16 protein-coding genes are annotated in these 16858 nt (G+C 66.9%); 4 read left to right on the top strand and 12 right to left on the bottom strand.

Translation table 11 applies throughout. The annotated features are described in order from the left end of the window. The 3 genes from D4Q52_RS03100 to iorA are packed head-to-tail and all read right to left on the bottom strand — an operon-like array spanning position 1 to position 3922. Positions 1-1164, bottom strand: a complete 1164-nt coding sequence (locus D4Q52_RS03100; RefSeq protein WP_119855063.1) for a 2-oxoacid:acceptor oxidoreductase subunit alpha — start codon at positions 1162-1164, stop codon at positions 1-3. Then, positions 1161-2105, bottom strand: a complete 945-nt coding sequence (locus D4Q52_RS03095) for a 2-oxoacid:acceptor oxidoreductase family protein (protein ID WP_119855062.1) — start codon at positions 2103-2105, stop codon at positions 1161-1163. The genes D4Q52_RS03100 and D4Q52_RS03095 overlap by 4 nt, the downstream gene beginning before the upstream one ends. After that, the gene (gene iorA / locus D4Q52_RS03090) at positions 2102-3922 is read right to left on the bottom strand and encodes an indolepyruvate ferredoxin oxidoreductase subunit alpha (protein WP_119855061.1); all 1821 of its coding nucleotides are present in this window, start codon (positions 3920-3922) and stop codon (positions 2102-2104) included. The genes D4Q52_RS03095 and iorA overlap by 4 nt, the downstream gene beginning before the upstream one ends. Positions 3923-4183: 261 nt before the next feature. On the opposite strand from iorA, the gene D4Q52_RS03085 reads away from it, so the two are divergent. From D4Q52_RS03085 to D4Q52_RS03075, 3 genes are all read left to right on the top strand, one after another. Next, positions 4184-4450, top strand: coding sequence for a hypothetical protein (locus tag D4Q52_RS03085; protein ID WP_119855060.1), 267 nt, complete (start codon positions 4184-4186; stop codon positions 4448-4450). A 172-nt stretch (positions 4451-4622) separates the two neighbouring features. Continuing rightward, a complete protein-coding gene (locus tag D4Q52_RS03080; RefSeq protein WP_234831047.1) occupies positions 4623-5561 on the top strand; it encodes a CHAD domain-containing protein in 939 nt (312 codons plus the stop codon). 80 nt (positions 5562-5641) lie between these two features. Further along, positions 5642-6430 (top strand): hypothetical protein, encoded by a 789-nt coding sequence (locus D4Q52_RS03075; RefSeq protein ID WP_119855059.1) that lies wholly within the window; start codon positions 5642-5644, stop codon positions 6428-6430. 6 nt (positions 6431-6436) lie between these two features. On the opposite strand, the gene D4Q52_RS26390 is transcribed toward D4Q52_RS03075, so the two are convergent. From D4Q52_RS26390 to D4Q52_RS03045, 7 genes are all read right to left on the bottom strand, one after another. Further along, positions 6437-6589 (bottom strand): hypothetical protein, encoded by a 153-nt coding sequence (locus tag D4Q52_RS26390; protein WP_182915219.1) that lies wholly within the window; start codon positions 6587-6589, stop codon positions 6437-6439. Next, on the bottom strand, positions 6582-6716 hold the full coding sequence (locus D4Q52_RS26875) for a hypothetical protein (RefSeq protein ID WP_283805657.1): 135 nt from the start codon (positions 6714-6716) through the stop codon (positions 6582-6584). Before D4Q52_RS26875 ends, D4Q52_RS26390 begins: the two co-directional genes overlap by 8 nt. 34 nt (positions 6717-6750) lie before the next feature. After that, positions 6751-7662 carry an oxygen-dependent coproporphyrinogen oxidase gene (gene hemF, locus D4Q52_RS03070; RefSeq protein ID WP_119855058.1) on the bottom strand — a complete coding sequence of 304 codons (912 nt, stop codon included), beginning with the start codon at positions 7660-7662 and terminating at the stop codon, positions 6751-6753. A gap of 223 nt (positions 7663-7885) precedes the next feature. Continuing rightward, positions 7886-8953: a phytoene/squalene synthase family protein gene (locus D4Q52_RS03060; protein WP_119855056.1), complete on the bottom strand. Its 1068-nt coding sequence runs from the start codon at positions 8951-8953 to the stop codon at positions 7886-7888. Beyond that, entirely contained in the window at positions 8950-10485 is a 1536-nt protein-coding gene (locus tag D4Q52_RS03055) for a phytoene desaturase (protein WP_119855055.1), read from the bottom strand. The genes D4Q52_RS03060 and D4Q52_RS03055 overlap by 4 nt, the downstream gene beginning before the upstream one ends. Before the next feature lie 77 nt (positions 10486-10562). Then, complete coding sequence (gene bchO / locus D4Q52_RS03050; protein WP_119855054.1) at positions 10563-11453, bottom strand: alpha/beta fold hydrolase BchO; 891 nt, start codon at positions 11451-11453, stop codon at positions 10563-10565. Between the two features lie 253 nt (positions 11454-11706). Then, positions 11707-12678: an alpha/beta fold hydrolase gene (locus D4Q52_RS03045; RefSeq protein ID WP_119855053.1), complete on the bottom strand. Its 972-nt coding sequence runs from the start codon at positions 12676-12678 to the stop codon at positions 11707-11709. A gap of 141 nt (positions 12679-12819) precedes the next feature. Between D4Q52_RS03045 and hemE the strand changes: the two genes are divergently transcribed. Continuing rightward, on the top strand, positions 12820-13836 hold the full coding sequence (hemE, locus tag D4Q52_RS03040) for a uroporphyrinogen decarboxylase (RefSeq protein WP_182915218.1): 1017 nt from the start codon (positions 12820-12822) through the stop codon (positions 13834-13836). A gap of 229 nt (positions 13837-14065) precedes the next feature. Here hemE and D4Q52_RS03035 read toward each other — a convergent pair whose 3' ends face one another. Next, the gene (locus tag D4Q52_RS03035) at positions 14066-15838 is read right to left on the bottom strand and encodes a magnesium chelatase subunit D (protein ID WP_119855052.1); all 1773 of its coding nucleotides are present in this window, start codon (positions 15836-15838) and stop codon (positions 14066-14068) included. Further along, positions 15835-16857: a magnesium chelatase ATPase subunit I gene (gene bchI, locus D4Q52_RS03030; protein ID WP_119855051.1), complete on the bottom strand. Its 1023-nt coding sequence runs from the start codon at positions 16855-16857 to the stop codon at positions 15835-15837. The genes D4Q52_RS03035 and bchI overlap by 4 nt, the downstream gene beginning before the upstream one ends. Position 16858: the final 1 nt, after the last annotated feature.

Here is a 16858-nt window from a genome sequence, read left to right as displayed (position 1 = left end):
TCAGGCCTCCGTGGCGAGCTTGGACGCGGCGGCGGCGATCTGCGCCGGCGTGATCGGCTCGCCGCTGATCAGATGCAGCCCCTCGACGCGGCGATCGCGGAGTAATCGCTCGATCTCGAGCCGCAGCTGGCCGATGTTGAGCTCGGGCACCAGGATCGCACGGGCGTGCTTTGTCGCCTCGCGCAGCGCGATCTCCGGGAACGGCCACAGCGTGATCGGCCTGAACAAGCCGACCTTGTGGCCCTCGGCGCGGCAGGCATCGACGGCGCGTCGCGCGGCGCGGGCGCTGATGCCGATGGCGACGATCACCACTTCGGCGTCCTCGCAGCGCACCGCCTCAAAGCTGTCGATCAGATCGCGGAAGTGATCCAGCTTGGCGTAGAGCCGGCCGAGATTGCGCGTGACCGTTTCCGGATCCTGCGACGGGAAACCGCTCTCGCTGTGCGTCAGACCGGTGGTGTGGGTGCGATAGCCATCGCCGGGCCGCGGCATCGGCGGCACGCCGTCGGCGTCTGCCGCATAGGGCTTGTAGCTGTCGCGCGGGCCGCTCGCCCATTTGCGGGTGGCATGCACCAGCGGCCGGCCGCCGAGCGTGACCGTCTCGGACGACTGTGCGATGACTTGGTCATAAAGCAGCACGACTGGCGTGCGGCAGGTCTCGGCGAGATCGAAGGCGCGGATGGTCTCGCTATAGATTTCTCGCGCCGAGGCCGGGGCCAGCACGATGATCGGATAGTCGCCGTGGCTGCCATAGCGCGTCTGATAGATGTCGGCCTGCGAAGGCCGCGTCGGCATGCCGGTCGACGGGCCGCCCCGCATCACATTGACGACGACGCAGGGAATTTCCGCGCCGGCGGCGTAGCCGATATTCTCCTGCTTCAGCGAGAAGCCCGGGCCGGAGGTGGCGGTCAGTGCTTTGACGCCGCCCATCGAGGCGCCGACCACGGCGGCCATCGCGGCGATTTCGTCTTCCATCTGGATGAACACGCCACCGGCCTTCGGCAGCAGCACCGACAGCCGCTCGGCGATCTCCGAGGACGGCGTGATCGGATAGCCGGCGAAAAATGTGCAGCCGGCGTCGATCGCGCCCTGGGCGCAGGCGGCGTTGCCGGATAGCAGCTTGGCGGCGGCGGGCTTGGCGTGCGAACGATCGGGCGCGTTCATCGCGCGGCCTCCATCACCGCGGCTTCGGTGTCGAGATGGGCGCGGATCGCGAAGTCGGGACACAGCCACTCGCAGAGCCGGCAGCCAGTGCATTTCTCCGGCGCGATCAGCTTGGCGATGCGATCGGCGTCGAGCGTCAGGCAGCGCTCGGGGCACAGCTTCACGCAAATCTCGCAGCTTTTGCACCAGGCCTCGGTGATCTCCAGCCGCGCCGTATAGGGCGTATGAGTCGGCGCCGGCGTCGCCGCGACGTCGCCGGTGGGCGACGAAGTCTTCGCCTCCGCGATCCAGGCGCGGCCGAGCTCGAACGCCGCACTGTTCACCGCGATGGTCTTCTTCGGCACGAAGCTGGTGACCGTCCGCTCCCATTCCGGCAGCGAGAATTCCAGCACCGTCGACAGCGCGCCAAGTAGCACCACGTTGGCGGCGCGGTCGTTGCCGAGTTCTTCGGCCATCCGGGTCGCATCGATCGCGTAGGCTTCGGAGACGTAGGCCGAGACCTGCTCGGCGGTCTCGGTCGCATAGCGCATCACTGCGCCAGGCTTGCGGCTGCGGCAGGCGAACGGCGGCACGATGCGCTTGGTGTCGCAGATGAACACGCCGGTGTCGCGCTTCAGATGCGGCAGCCAGCGCAGACCCTCGGCCCATTCCAGCGCGATCAGCACGTCGGCCTCGCCCTTGGGAATGGTCGGCGACCACACTTTCGGCCCGAACCGGACGTGGCTGAACACGATGCCGCCGCGCTTGGCCATGCCGTGGACTTCGCTCTGCTTGACCTCGAAGCCGTGCGCCTGCGCCAGCGACGCCAGCACCTTCGACACCATGATGACGCCCTGCCCGCCGACGCCGACGATCAGCACGTTGAACGGCTCGGCCAGCGCCGCGTTGAAGGCGACCGGCTCGCTGTCCGCATTCACCGCGATGTTGCTTTGCTCGTTCATGGCGTCACCGGCGTTGCGATCTTGATGCAGTCGATAGTGCAGACCTGGGCGCACAGCGTGCAGCCGATGCACAGCGCCGGATCGATCTTGACCCGGTGCCGGCCCTCGAACCATTCGTCGCTCCAGGTCAGCGCCGGGCAGCCGAGATTCATGCAGGACTGACACGCTGTGCACTGGCTGGTGACGACTTCCAGCGGCGGGCCCTTGATCTTGATCGGGTCGAGCACGCAGGGCCGATTGGAGATCAGCACCGCGACGCCGCGATACGCGATCGCCTCGCGCAGCGCCTGATGCGTCGCGGCGAGATCGTAGCTGTCGACCGTCTTGACCCATTGCACGCCGCAGGCGCGGATCAGCACTTCGTAGTCGATCTGCGGCGCCGGATCGCCGCGCAGGGTCTTGCCCGTGCCGGGATGCTGCTGGCCGCCGGTCATTGCGGTGATGTGGTTGTCGAGCAGCATCACGGCGATGTTGGCCTGGTTATAGACCGCATCGATCAGCGCCGGGATGCCGGCATGCAGGAAGGTGCTGTCTCCGATGGTGGCGACGATGGGCTTGGTCTCGCCGGCCTTGGCCATGCCGATCGCGTTGCCGATCGACGAGCCCATCGCCACGCAGGTGTCGATGCCGCGCAAGGGATCGAGCACCGCCAGCGTGTAGCAGCCGATGTCGCCGGCGACGCGGGCGCCCGAGGCGCGCACCGCCATGAAGCTCGAGGTATGCGGACAGCCGGCGCACAGCACCGGCGGCCGCACCACCGGCTCCGGCACCCAGACGTTGAGCGATGGCGGCGCCGGCAGAATGCCGGCCTGCACCAGCCCGGCGCGCACCACCTCGGGCGAGAATTCGCCGGCGCGCGGAAACAAGCGCTTGCCCTCGACTTTGATACCGAGCGCCGCGATCTCCTTTTCGATGACCGGCTCCAGTTCCTCGACCACGAACACGCGCTCGACCGAGCCGCAGAAGTCGCGCAATAACTGTTCCGGCAGCGGCCAGGACGCGCCGAGCTTCAGCACGGTGGCATTCGGCAGCACCTCGCGCACATACGGATAGCAGGTGCCGGCGGTGACGATGCCGAAGGCGGGATCACCCTTTTCCCACTGCGTGAGACCCGAGACCGCGAAGTAATCTTTCAGCCTGGCCTCGCGCTCCAGCACCGCGACGTGACGGCCGCGCGCATGCGCCGGAATCATCACGTTCTTCGAAGGCTGCTCCAGGAACACCCGCGCCGACACCTCGCAGCGCAGCCCGACCGAGACGGTGCTGCGGGTGTGCGACAGCCGCGTGGTGCTGCGCACGATCACCGGCGTGTCGAACTGTTCGGAAATATCGAAAGCCAGCTTGGTGAACTCGTACGCCTCCTGCGCGTCGGACGGCTCGAGGATCGGCAGCGTGCCGAGCAGGCCGTAGATCCGGCTGTCCTGCTCGTTCTGCGACGAGTGGATGCCGGGATCGTCGCAGACGATCAGCACCAGCCCGCCATTGACGCCGATATAGGCGAACGACATCAGCGCGTCGGCGGCGACGTTGAGACCGACATGCTTCATCGCGCACAGCGCGCGGCTGCCGGCGAACGATGCGCCGATCGCCACATCGAGCGCGACCTTCTCGTTGGTCGACCATTGCGCGTGCAGATCTTCGGCCGGATAACTGCCGAGGCTTTCGAGGATCTCGGTGCTGGGCGTGCCGGGATAAGCGGCGGCGACGCGGACGCCGGCTTCCCACGCCGCACGGGCGATCGCCTCGTTGCCGGTCAGGGGGCGCAGCTCCTTCGGCCCGCCCTCCAGCGCCGTCGCGGCTTGCCAAGGTGTATGCATCGAGAGCTCCCCCCAGCGAACGCCATCGCGGCGATTAGAACTGCTGTAAAGGGGCCCTGTTTCCCAAATTTACCTTCCGTCGTATTTGCGCTAAGTCAACGGCCGCGGCGATCATGATGATCACTACGACCACGGACTAATCGTCGTCCACGATGATTTGTGCTGGAGTATCAGCAGTGCACTTGCAGCGCAGCTCCGTGCTAATCAGGAATCGATCGCAAGGCGATCGCTGGTTGAACTTTGGTTGGTAGTGAGGACGCAATGACGACGGTCCCCGACAAACACGTCGAAGCCCGCATGGCCCGGATCGAAGCCGCCGTGCAGCGCGTGCAACTCTTCATTGTGCTGGTGGTGGGTGTCGCGGCGATCCTGTGGTGCCTCGACCTCGCGGTGCGCCTCAATCCCGATCCGGATTCGCTGGTCTGGTTCTACGGCGGGCAGGCGGTCGCGGCGCTGATCGGCATGGCCATCGCTTACGCAGCGGCGAAGCTGATCGGCTATCCGCTGCAGGTTCTGCAGCGCGCCTAGCGCTCCGTCGCGCGCGCGACGATTTTTCGCGCCGCGGCGTTCCTGCGTGACACACAATTCGGCTCCAAAGCTGCTACATTGTCCCCGCGGATGGGTGCCGCTGCAGGTTGAGATGCGTCGAGTTGTCAAGAAAGCTGTGGTCGCTCCACGCAGCGCGGAGCGCAGGACGGCTGTGAAAAGCGCCCGATCATCGGCACGCCGGGCGGTCTCCGAGGCGATTGTTCTTCCTGCCGCGAGCACCACAACCGACGCGTTCAAGTCGATTGCGGCCGCACTGATCGCGCGGATCGCATCGCTACGCCCCGCCGTCGAGCAGCGCGACCCGACCGGCGTGCACCAGATGCGGATCGCGCTGCGGCGCACCCGGGTGATGATCACGATCTTCGCCGCATTGGTGCACGGCCCCGAGACCGAGCGGTTGAAGCGCGAGCTGAAATGGCTGACCGGCCGGCTCGGCCCGGCGCGCGACCTGCATCTGATGGACCTCAAGCTGCAGGAGACCAGCAGCGCCAGTTCGAACGCCTTCCGCAAGCGCGTCGCAACCGATCGCGCCAGCGCGTTCACGACCGCCGGCCGCGCCGTCGCCGACGAGCGGTTCGACAAGCTGCTGGCCGATTTGCAGCGCTGGGCCGATGCCGGCGAACGGGCACAGACCGCGCAGGATGTTCCGGCGAAGGCCAAGACCTTCGCCAAGCGCACGCTGAAGCGCCGCGCCAAACGGCTGATCGGCAAGCTCGACCGGCTGGATGAGCTGAGCGACGAACAACGCCACCGGGTGCGCATCGCCGCCAAGAAGCTGTACTACACGGCCGGCTTCTTCGAGAGCCTGTTTGCCGGACGCAACAGCGGCAAGCACCTGGCGAAATTCAGCAAGCGGCTGAAGAAGCTGCTCGACGCCCTCGGCGCGCTGAACGACGCAGCGGTACAACGCGACCTGGCGAGCCGCGTTGCGAACAAATCGCGCGGCGCCAAGGCGGGTGGCCACGCCAGGCCAGCGGCTGACGCGGCCGAGGATTTGGCATCCGGCGGCGGCGACGCTCGTGACGCTCAGCTCAAGGCGGCGCTGAAGGCCGCCCGGCGGCTGGCGGAGACGCCGATTTTCGGGGATTGACCGCGCGGCTTCGGCTCGTTGTCATGCCGCATGGTCTTGTCGTGAATCGGGACCGCCCACGGCAACGCCAATAGGACTCGATGCAGCCAGAACCGCACCCGCTCGTCGAAATCGTGCCGGCCTCACGCTTCGCCGTGACCCGGCGCTGGCTGGCGCGCGTCTCCGGCTGGGCCGCCAAGGCGACGTTCCGGATCCGGCGCGGATCGCCGGAACTGACGATCGCGGAACTCGGCAAGAGCTGGCCGCTGACCGAGCCGCAGCGCGCCGCGCTGCTGCAGCTCGGCGCCGCCAAGCCGGGCGCGGCGTTCATCGACGAGAAGGTCGGCGACATCAACCGCGCCGCGTTTCACCGCTCCGCCTTCGTGCTCAACGCCGCGACGCATCTGTTGTTCGTCGACATCGGCGCACAGCTGCTGCTCTCGCTGTGGGAGCTGAAGGCCGCGCTGGTGATCGGCAATCTGCTGCTGGCGTTGCTGGCGCACCTGCAGATGCGCGCGCATTTCCGCGCGCTGCTGGCCGGGCCGCGGGCGCTGCCGAACAAACGGCGGATGTGGGGCCTGCTGCGCAACCCGCGCTACAACAAGGCGGTGAAGAAGAGTTCGAAGCCTTACGCGCGCAGCGCCTGGAAAGAGAAGACGCTGTACCGCACCGCGTATTTCGGCAACGCGCTGCTGATCTTCCTCGGCTCGCAATTCATCCTGCCGCCGGAGCGGCTGATCTTCCCGTTCGGCTTCCTGATCGGCAAGATCACCGGACTGATCACCACCATCGTCATGCTGTTCGACGTCTGGCGCGGCATCCGCGCCGGCGACGACGCCAGGCTGGCGCGCGAACGTGAAGTGTCGGTGTATCGTAACTTGAAGATTTGAGCGGCGTCAGCGTTGGTCTGAGCGCGCCTCACTCCGCGCCTTCTCCGCCTCGCGCTTCCTGTCCAACCGCTTGCCTTGCCATTCCAGCACCAACCAGCCCGCGGCGAACATCCCGAGCATCAGGATCTCGAAGTAATTGAAGGCGCTGTCGCTATTCATGGCGCGGCTTGTCGCGCTCGGCGCGAGCGCGATCGAGGCGCTTGCCCTGGCGTTCGAGGATCAGCCAGCCGGCGATCAGGCAGACGAACACGGCGGCAAGTTCGATCAGTCCGTAATAGTCTTCCATCGCCGCCTCCCGCGATGCGCGGTTGACTGTGTACTCAGCTCCAGCTCACCAGCGGCGGCATCGAGCTCATGATAGTTTCGGTGTTGCCGCCGGTCTGCAGGCCGAACATCGTGCCCTTGTCGTACAGAAGATTGAACTCGACATACAGGCCGCGGCAGGCGAGCTGCTGGGCGCGCTCCGCGTCGGTCCAGGGTTCGACCATGCGCTTGCGGACGATCTTCGGGTAGATGTCGAGCAGCGCCGAGCCGACGTCGCGGGTGAAGGCGAAGTCGCGTTCGAAATCGCCGCTATTGAGGTGATCGTAGAAAATGCCGCCGACGCCGCGCGCCGTGCCGCGATGCGGCAGGAAGAAGTAGGTGTCGGCCCACGGCTTGAATTTCGCGTAGTAGGTCGGATCGTGCGCGTCGCAGGCGGCCTTCATGGCGGCGTGAAAGATCGCCGCGTCCTCGGCGTCCTGGCTGCGCTGCTCCGGCAGCATCGGCGTCAAATCCGCGCCGCCGCCGAACCAGCCCTGCGACGTGGAGAGGAAGCGCGTGTTCATGTGCACGGTCGGCACCCGCGGACTGCGCGGATGCATGATCAGGCTGATGCTGGTCGAGACGTAGTCCAGCGTGACGCCGTCGCCCGGCAGGTTCTTCGCCATCTCCGGCGTCAGCCGGCCGTTGGCCGACGAGGTGTGGATGCCGATCTTTTCGAACAGCCGGCCGTTCGACAGAAAGCCGCCGACGCCGCCGCCGGCGCCGGTCTTGCGCTGCCACGGCTTGTAGCTGAAGGTCGCGGGTTCGCCGGGAAACAGCTCGGCCGGCGCCTCGCGCTCGAGCGTTTCGATCTCGGCACAGATCCGGTCGCGCAGGCCTTCAAACCAGGCCCGCGCGCGGGTGCGGCGCGCTTCCACCGGGTCGTCCGAAGTTGCTGGGTTGCGGTCGAGGTCGGCGTCGATGGTCATGGCGATGATCCGTTGCAAGTGAGCATCGGTACCACGCCAGTGTGGCGGCTTCGAGAGTTTTTGCAAACGGGTGGCGGCTACCGCGCTCGGTGTTAGGCCACAGCCTATCCCGGACGTCATAGCCGGGCTTGTCCCGGCCATCCACGCCTTCGCCTCTGCTCAGCAAGGCGTGGATGCCCGGGACGAGCCCGGGCATGACGACCTTATTGAACCTATTAGCTAACTACACCCGGCTGCGTTGCAGCATCTGGTCTCGGCGTTCGAGCTTGGTGAACAGCTCGACCAGCCAGGCGACTTTCTGTTCGAGCGGCTTGACCTTGGGACGCGCCGGCATTTCACGGACCGGGTGGGCAATTACCGCGTCGATCAGGAAGCGGGTCTCTTCCATGTCGCCGAATTTCGCCGGCAGATACTTCGCCGGCGCCCATTCGGTTTCCTGGAACGCGAGCAAGCGCGCCAGCACCGCGAGCTTGCGGCCGGTCGAGACCACGGCGCGGCTCGACACCGAGTCGAGGCCGCTTCGTTCGACCTCGCGGCCGATCTCGGCGTACAGCGCACGCGCCGCGAAGATGCCGGGCCGGCACGAGCGCGGCAGGTGGGCGATGCCGAGCGTGGCGCGATCGTACAGCGCGTCCGCGGTGTCGATCAGCCGCTTGACGATGCCGGCGATCTCCGGCGTGAATTTTGGATCGGCGAGCCAGCTCTCCGGATCGAGACCGGCCTCGCGCATCCATTGCAGCGGCATGTAGATGCGGCCGTTGCGGGCGTCCTCGCCGATGTCACGGGCGATGTTGGTGAGCTGCATCGCGCAGCCGAGGTCGCAGGCGCGGGCGACGATGTCCGGCCGGCGCTGGCCCATCACCAGCGTCATCATCACGCCGACGGTGCCGGCGACGCGCGCGCAGTAAGCGTACAGATCGGACAGCGTCTCGAAGCGGCGGCCCTGCGAATCCCATTCGAGGCCTTCGATCAGCGCCTCGGGAATCGCCGGCGGAATCGAGAAGCGCGCGATCACGTCCGCGAAGGCGCGGTCGGACGGATAAGCGCGCGGCAGGCCGCGGCAGGCGCGATCGAGCCGGTCCTTCAGCACGTCGACCGCGGCGGCGCGGTCGAGGCCGAGATCGACGGCGTCGTCGGCGACGCGGCAGAACGCATAGAGCGCGATCGCCGGATCGCTGATCCGCCGCGGCAGCACCTTGGAAGCCGCGTGGAAGGTGTGCGAGCCTTCCTTGATCATCTCGCGGCAGGCCAGCATGTCGGATTGGGCCAGCAGATCGGATTGCAAACTCATGACGTCACCAGACTGTTGGCCTCGGGGACCAGGGAATCGAGCACGCGCGCGGAGGACAGCACACCAGGCAGCCCGGCGCCGGGATGGGTGCCCGCGCCGACCAGATACAAATTCTTGACGTCTTCGCTCTGGTTGTGCGGCCTGAACCAGGCGCTCTGCCACAGCACCGGCTCCAGCCCGAACGCTGCGCCGCGGAACGACGACAGCCGGTCCTGAAAATCCAGCGGCGTGGTGATCTTCGAACTCACCACCTGCTCCTCGAGACCCGGCAGCACGGTCGCTCCCAGCATCTTGGCGATCGACGCGCGATACGGCTCGGCCTTGCTGTGCCAGTCGATATCGCCGAGCAGATTCGGCACCGGCGACAGTACGTAGAACGTATCGCAGCCGGGCGGCGCCAGCGACGGATCGGTCGCGGTCGGGCGATGCAGATACAGGCTGAAATCGTCGGCCAGCACCTTGCGGCCGAAAATGTCGCTGATCAGCTCGCGATAGCGCGGCCCGAGCAGGATGGTGTGGTGCTTGACGTCCTCGTAGCGCCGCTTGGTGCCGAAGTACCAGACGAACAGGCTCATCGAGTAGCGCGAGCGCTCGATCTTGGCGTCAGTCCAGCGCCTGCGCGCCTCGGGCGCCAGCAGATAGCGATAGGTCGAGGCCGAATCGGCATTGGACACGACGATGTCGGCCTTGATGACTTCGCCGTCAGCGAGCTTGACGCCGGTCGCCGCGCCGTGCTCGACGACGATCTGGCGAACGTCCTGATTGTACAGGATGCGATTGCCCTGCCCTGCGATCAGTTTGGCGAGGCCGGCGACCAGCGCGCCGGTGCCGCCCATCGCCGAATGCACGCCCCACTGCTTTTCGAGGTAAGTGATCAGGCAATACACCGAGCTCGACATGAACGGGTTGCCGCCGATCAAGAGCGGATGGAAGCTGAACACCTGCCGCAGCTTCGGATCCTTGAAGTGCTTGGCGACGAGGCTGTAGACGCTGCGATAGCTCTCCAGCCGCAGCATCGCCGGGGCGATCTTCAGCATGTCGGTGAAGCGGCTGAACGGCTGGTCACCGAGCTGCTCGAAGCCGACCTTGAAGATCTCGTGCGACGCCGCCATGAAGCGGTCATAGGCCGGCACGTCGTCCGGGCAGAACCTGGCGATCTGGTCGAGCACCGCGTTGCGGTCGTCGGAGTAGTCGAAGAACGTGCCGTCGTCGAAGCGGATCCGGTAGAACGGCGACATCGGCTTCAGCGTGATGTCGTCCGACATCCGCTTGCCGCACAGCTTCCACAGCTCCTCGAACAGGTATGGCGCAGTGACGATGGTCGGGCCGGCGTCGAACGAGAAGCCGTCCTGTTTGTGGACATAAGCCCGGCCACCGGGCTGATCGAGCTTTTCCAGGACGGTGACGCGATACCCTTTGGCGCCGAGCCGGACCGCAGCGGCCAGGCCGCCAAAGCCGGAGCCGATCACCACCGCATGCGGGGCACGATCATCAGGGGTACGGGGCGCGGGTTTGGGACCGGGATCGAGCATGGGGACCACTGTAACGAAAAATTGACAGCCGAACCAGTCTAAATGTGTAATGCGAAACTTACAGTCCCGTCTTTGATCTATTCGACATTTTGCGCGGTCAGGCGCGAAAATCGCGCAATCAGGTCGGCGATCAACTGCGGCTGCTCCTCATGCGCCAGATGGCCCAGCCGCGGGATCCGCTCGATGACGGCTTTGCGCTGGATTTCCTGCACCTGACGGGCGACCGACGGCGGAATTGCGCGGTCGCCTTCGGCCGCGACCAGAACGAGTTGCGGCTTCAATTGGGGGAGCGCGCGCAGCAGCGGCTCCAGGTCCCAGTTCGCCATCATCCGCAACGCGGCGGCGACGTGGCCGGAATTGCCGACGAGCTTGCCGTAGAGCTTCAGTCCCTGCGCGTCGAGCGTCGAGCCGGTATTGCCGATCAGGCGCTCGACCGCGCCGCGCGAGCCGGCCTGCCAGGCGAACAGGCTGGGCACGAACGGATTCAGCACCAGCATCTTGGCGAGCGGCGAGAAGAAGTTCGCCGCAGGCCCGCCGTAAGGCAGGAAGGCGCCGTTGAGGCTGATCAGCAGCTTCGGCGCGATGGCGCCGTCGAGGCACATCCGCGCGGCGATCGCGGCGCCGGCCGAGTGACCGACCACGATCTGCGGCGAGACGTTCAGCACGCGCAGCAGCGCCGCGAGATCGGCCGCCATGCCGGGCAGCGACAGCCGGTGCGCGCGCGGCGACTGGGTGAAGCCGTGGCCGGGCAGATCCGGCGCGATCACCTGATAGTCCTTGGCCAGCAGCGGCATCAGGCCGCGCCAGGAATGCGTCGCGGCGCCGGTGCCGTGGATCAGCAGCAGCACCGGCGCCCCCGCCGGCCCCATCTGCTGCACATGCCAGCGGAAGCCGCCGGCCTCGACGAACCGGCTCGCCTCGCGATGCGGCCAGTCGGCGCCGTCGCGGCTCCAGACGAGGTCGCTCATGGCGCGAACTCCGACGCGGAGTGAGCAGCCGTGCCGGCTTGTTGCGGTCGATTTCTGGTTCGGCGCTCAACTCCGTCATGGCCGGGCTTGTCCCGGCCATCCACGCCTTGCCGCGCGGCGAGGCCCCAAGGCGTGGATGCCCGGGCCTTCGCCGCGCCGAAGCGGCTACGGCCGCGCAGGCGGGACAAGCCCGGGCATGACGTGGGGAGAGGTCGTGCCCAATCGCTGTTGGGGCGTCTCATCGCCATCGCCGCTACAGCGTCACCACGCTCGGCCCGGTCACGCGCGCGAGGAATTCGTCGTAGGCGCGCATGAATTCGCTCGGCACTTCAAAATGCGGCATCGCACCGGTCTGGAACACGGTGATGGTCCAGTTCGGCCGGCCTTCGACCGTGTTCTTGAAGCCGTAATCGACGAAATCGCCGCGCACGCCGTGGCTGAACCACACCGGCATCGGCAGGTCCTGATAGATTCGCAGGATGTCCTGGCTGAACAGGAAGCCCGAGACGAAGTAATAAGGCGCGTGCTGGGCGCCGGGCTGATGCGTCGTCAGATAGTCGTAGTCGAGCATGCCCTGATCGATGTTGGGCGAGCCGAACGCCTTCTTCAGAAACCAGGCGATCACCGGCTTGGCGGTAAGCGCCTTGAAGATGCTCTCGCTCCACAGCGGATTCTCGAAAAACGAATGCAGCCACGGAATCGCGCGCGAGCCGCGGCTCCAGCGCTGGTTCTTCTTGTCGAAGCCGGTCGGCGCCACCAGCGCGAGCGTGCGAAACGCGGCCGGCGTTTCGCTCGCCGCACGGGCGAGAAACTCACTGCCGAGCGACAGCGCCAGCGCGTCAATCTTTTGATCCGGATGCGCCTTCTGAATTTCGGCAACTACGGAATGTATCGCATCCGTCATCATCCGAATGGTGTATTGACGCTTGGTACGCGACGAATGTCCAAACCCGGGCAATTCCACCGCGTAGACCGGGCGCCTGGCTGCGTAGTGCGTGAAGATCGGCCGGACCTCATAGGCCGAACCGGCGGCGTTGATGCTGTGAATCAGCAGCAGCGGCGGCTCCGAGGACGGCTCGGCCGGCGCGGCCGACCAATAGGTCAGCCGTCCGCCGAAACTGTCGATGTCGTGCTTTTCGCCCGGCACCGGCGGCGGCAGCGCCGGCTCTTGGCGGCGGGTTTCGGGGGGTGTGGGGGATGCTGGGGTGGTCGCAGTTTCGCTCATCTCGAAATTCCTATTCGCGGCGGCCTCCGCCGCAGGTCGGCGTGGTCAAGACGGTGTTCGCAGTGTATCAGACCGTCAAGGTCGCTTGTCGTAAAACAGTGGGTAGATCTCTTGACACAGAATCTGGTGACGAAACCGTTCATGGAAGTGCTTTCCGGCAACCGGCAGGCTTCTCCCCCGATGTGGATGATGCGGCAGGCCGGTCGCTATCTTCCGGAATACCGCGCCACGCGCGCCGAGGCCGGCAGCTTCCTCGATCTGTGCTTCAACGCCAAGCTCGCCGCCGAGGTCACGCTGCAGCCGATCCGGCGCTTCGGCTTCGACGCCGCGATCATCTTCTCGGACATTCTGGTGGTGCCCTACGCGCTCGGCCGCTCGGTGCGGTTCGAAGCCGGTGAAGGCCCGCGGCTCGATCCGTTGAATTCACCGGACCTGGTCGGCACGCTGAACGGCGCGATCGATCTGACCAAGCTCGAGCCGGTGTTCGAGGCGCTGCGCATCGTGCGCAGCGAACTGCCGAAGGAAACTACGCTGATCGGCTTCTGCGGCTCGCCGTTCACGGTCGCCACCTACATGGTGGCCGGCCATGGCACGCCGGATCAGGCTCCGGCGCGGCTGATGGCGTATCAGCACCCCGGCGCCTTCGCCAAGATCATCGACGTGCTGGTCGAGAGCTCGATCGCGTATCTGTTGAAGCAACTCGAAGCCGGCGCCGACGTGCTGCAGCTGTTCGACACCTGGGGCGGCATTTTGCCGCCGCGCGAATTCGAACGCTGGGTGATCGAACCGACGCGGCGCATCGTCGAGGGCGTGCGCAAGCAGGTGCCGGGCGCCAAGATCATCGGCTTCCCGCGCGGCGCCGGCGCGTTGCTGCCGGCCTTCATCGAGCGCACCGGCGTCGACGCGGTGAGCATCGACTGGACCGCCGAGCCGAAGCTGATCCGCGAGCAGGTGCAGACCAAGGTCGCGGTGCAGGGCAATCTCGATCCGCTGCTGCTCATCGCCGGCGGCGCGGCGCTCGACGAAGGCGTCGACGACGTCCTGAAGAACTTCTCCGCCGGCCGCCACATCTTCAACCTCGGCCACGGCATCACCCCGGATGCGTCGACCGCTCATGTCGAACAGATGGTGAAGCGGGTGCGGGCGTTCAAAGGTTGAGCCGCTCTCGTTCAACAAACCAAAGCCGGTGCGCAAGCGCCGGCTTTTTTGTTGGCATCGTGACCCTGTGACTTGGCACGCAGGTAATACCTGTTACTCCGTCATGGCCGGGCTTGTCCCGGCCATCCACGCCTTTCCGGCATTTCCTTCAGCAAGGCGTGGATGCCCGGGACGAGCCCGGGCATGACGTGGGGAGGTGTGGTGCCGAATGAACTAAGCGCCGCGTCGATCAGCCCGCCCGCGCCGCGGCGGTCACCGCTTGTGCCAGCACCGTTGCATCCGCGTGCGGCAGCGGCAAATAGCGGGCGTCCATTTCCTTGGCGAAGGCTTCGGCTTGCGGGCCCGGGCGCGGCGACATGTCGATCACCACCGAATTGATGCCGGCGACGCGGAATTGACGGGCCGAGGTCTTGGCGTCTTCCTCGGCCTGCGGCCGGCCCGGCGCGCCGTCTCGGGCGATGTTGGCGCGGCCGTCGGTGAGCACGATGACGGTCGGGGTCTGGCCTTTGCGCTTGATCGAGTCGGCCATCATGAAGGCGGTGTCGAGCCCGGCCGCGAGCGGCGTGCCGCCGCCGCCCGGCAGGCCGGCGAGGCTGCGCTTGGCGCGCGCCAGCGACCGCGTCGGCGGCAGCAGCACTTCGGCAATCGTGCCACGGAACGACACCATCGCAACCTGATCGCGGCGCACGTAGCAATCAGCGAGTAACAACTCGACCGCGCCCTTGGCTTCGGCGAGACGATGCAGCGCCGCCGAGCCCGAGGCGTCGACCACGAAGATGGTGATGGTCTCGGTGCGCTGCTTGAAGCGCGCGATGCGGAAGTCGTCCTTTTCCACCAGCACGCGCGGCTTGGTGCCGGGACGCGTCTCGGCCTGGCGCCGGCGCAGCGGCTGCCACGGCGCGGCGGCGCGCAGCGTTTCGATGACGTTGAGCTTGGAGCCGTCGCGCAGCTCGCCGCGCAGCGAGCCGGCGGGACGGCCACGCTTCTTCGACTTCTGCAGCTCGCCCGCCTTGCCGGCGGAGCGCGACCGCGAGCGGCCGGCGGAGGCGCGCAGCGCCTCTAACACACCGGGCGGCATCGCGGCCTTCACCGCGGCGAGGATGACTTCGTCGAGCGCCTTGTCCAAATCCGGCGTCGGCGGCTCCTGCTGATCGTCGTTGTCCTTGTTATCATCCGGCGGCGGCGGCTCGGGCGGCGGCGGCTCGTCGGCCTGATCTGGCTGATCCTGCTGCGGGAACACCGTCGCGCGCGGTGCCAGCACAAGGCGCGCGGCGAGCGTGATGTCGTCCTGCTCGATGGTGCGGCGATCGAACAGAGCGGCGCTCGCCTTGGCGGCGCGGATCGCAAGTAGCGGCGCGCGCAGCGACACGATGCCGAGCGCGGCCGCTGCGGTGCAGATCGCCTCGATCTGCTCGCTCTCGACCTTGATGCCGGCGAGACGTTCGCGCGCCGCCATGATGGCGTCGAGTTCGACCGGAAAATCCTCGGTGTCGCGCCAGGCGAACTGATCGAGATCGAGATGAAAGCCGAGCCGGTCGCGCAGCCCAGCCGGCGCGAACTCGTCGTCGATGCCCTCGTCGAGCGCGACGACACCGAACCGCGCCGGCATCCGCAGCGACAGGCCGTCGCGCTCCACCGCGGTTTCCTGCGCGTCCATCGCCGCGGTGAGATACACGTTGGTAGAGGACTGCAGCCGCTCGGCCATCGCCACCACCAGCACGCCGCCGTCGGCTTCCGCCAAGAGGCCACGCTCGGCGACCGGGCGACCGGCGAGCAGCGTCGCCGACAGGTCCAGTCCGCCGAGCAGGCGGCCGTCGGCGATATGCAGGGGCAGATTCCGATACGGCTGATCCGGTGGCAGCGCGGCGCGCAGCAGCGCCATCCAGCGGTCGCGCACCGGGCCGGCGCGCGAGCGCAGCAGCACGCCGCCGGTGCCGACCGGATCCACCGCGAACAACTGCGCCGCGGTCACCGCATCGGACCATGCGGGCGAGATGCTCATCCGAAGATTTCAGCGAGCGCCCGATCGACACGCACGCTCGACCCTGCGTCGTCCAGCGGATTGCGGCGCAGCCGATGCCGCAGCGCCGACGGCGCGATGCGCTTGAGGTGATCGTCGGTGACGGTTTTGTCGTGCTCCAGCGCCGCAAGCGCGCGGGCGGCGCGCATCAGCGTGAGCTCACCGCGCAGCCCATCGGTGCCGAGCGTCATGCAAAGTTTCGCTGCGCGCTCCAGCGCCGAGTCGGGCACGGTCACGTCCGGTAGCCGCTCCTTGGCCTGCGAAATCTTGCGACGGAGCTTGCCTTCTTCCTTGGTCCACGTCTCGATGAAGGCGCCGGGATCGTTCTCGAACGTATCGCGGCGACGCACGACTTCGATGCGTTCCGGCAACGTATCCGGCGTCTTGACTTCCACCGACATGCCGAAGCGGTCGAGCAGTTGCGGACGCAGTTCGCCCTCTTCCGGGTTGCCGGTGCCAACCAGCACGAAGCGCGCCGGGTGGCGGATGCTAAGGCCTTCGCGCTCGACCACGTTCTCACCGGAAGCGGCAACGTCGAGCAGCAGGTCGACGAGATGATCCTCGAGCAAATTGGCTTCGTCGATATACAGGAAGCCACGATGCGCGCGGGCGAGCAGCCCCGGTTCGAACGCCTTCTCGCCCTTGGCGAGCGCGCGCTCCAGATCGAGCGCGCCGACAACGCGGTCCTCGGTGGCGCCGAGCGGCAGATCGACCACCGGCACGGGCACCTGCGCGGTCTTGACCTTGCCGTGCTTGAGCTTGTCCTTGCACTCGTCGCAATAGCGATCGGGCTGATCCGGATCGCAATTATAACGGCAGCCGACGACCGTCTTCATCTTCGGCAGCAGCGCGGCGAGCGCGCGCACCGCGGTCGACTTGCCGGCGCCGCGGTCGCCGAACGCCAGCACGCCGCCGACCTTCTGATCGACCGCCGCGATCAGCAGGGCGAGCTTCATCTCTTCCTGGCCGACGATGGCGGAGAACGGGAATACGATCGCCATG

Source organism: Rhodopseudomonas palustris (assembly GCF_003591005.1).
Taxonomy (GTDB): domain Bacteria; phylum Pseudomonadota; class Alphaproteobacteria; order Rhizobiales; family Xanthobacteraceae; genus Rhodopseudomonas; species Rhodopseudomonas palustris_K.
Note: the sequence above shows the minus strand (reverse complement) of the source record. Positions and strands in the feature narration are given on the sequence as shown.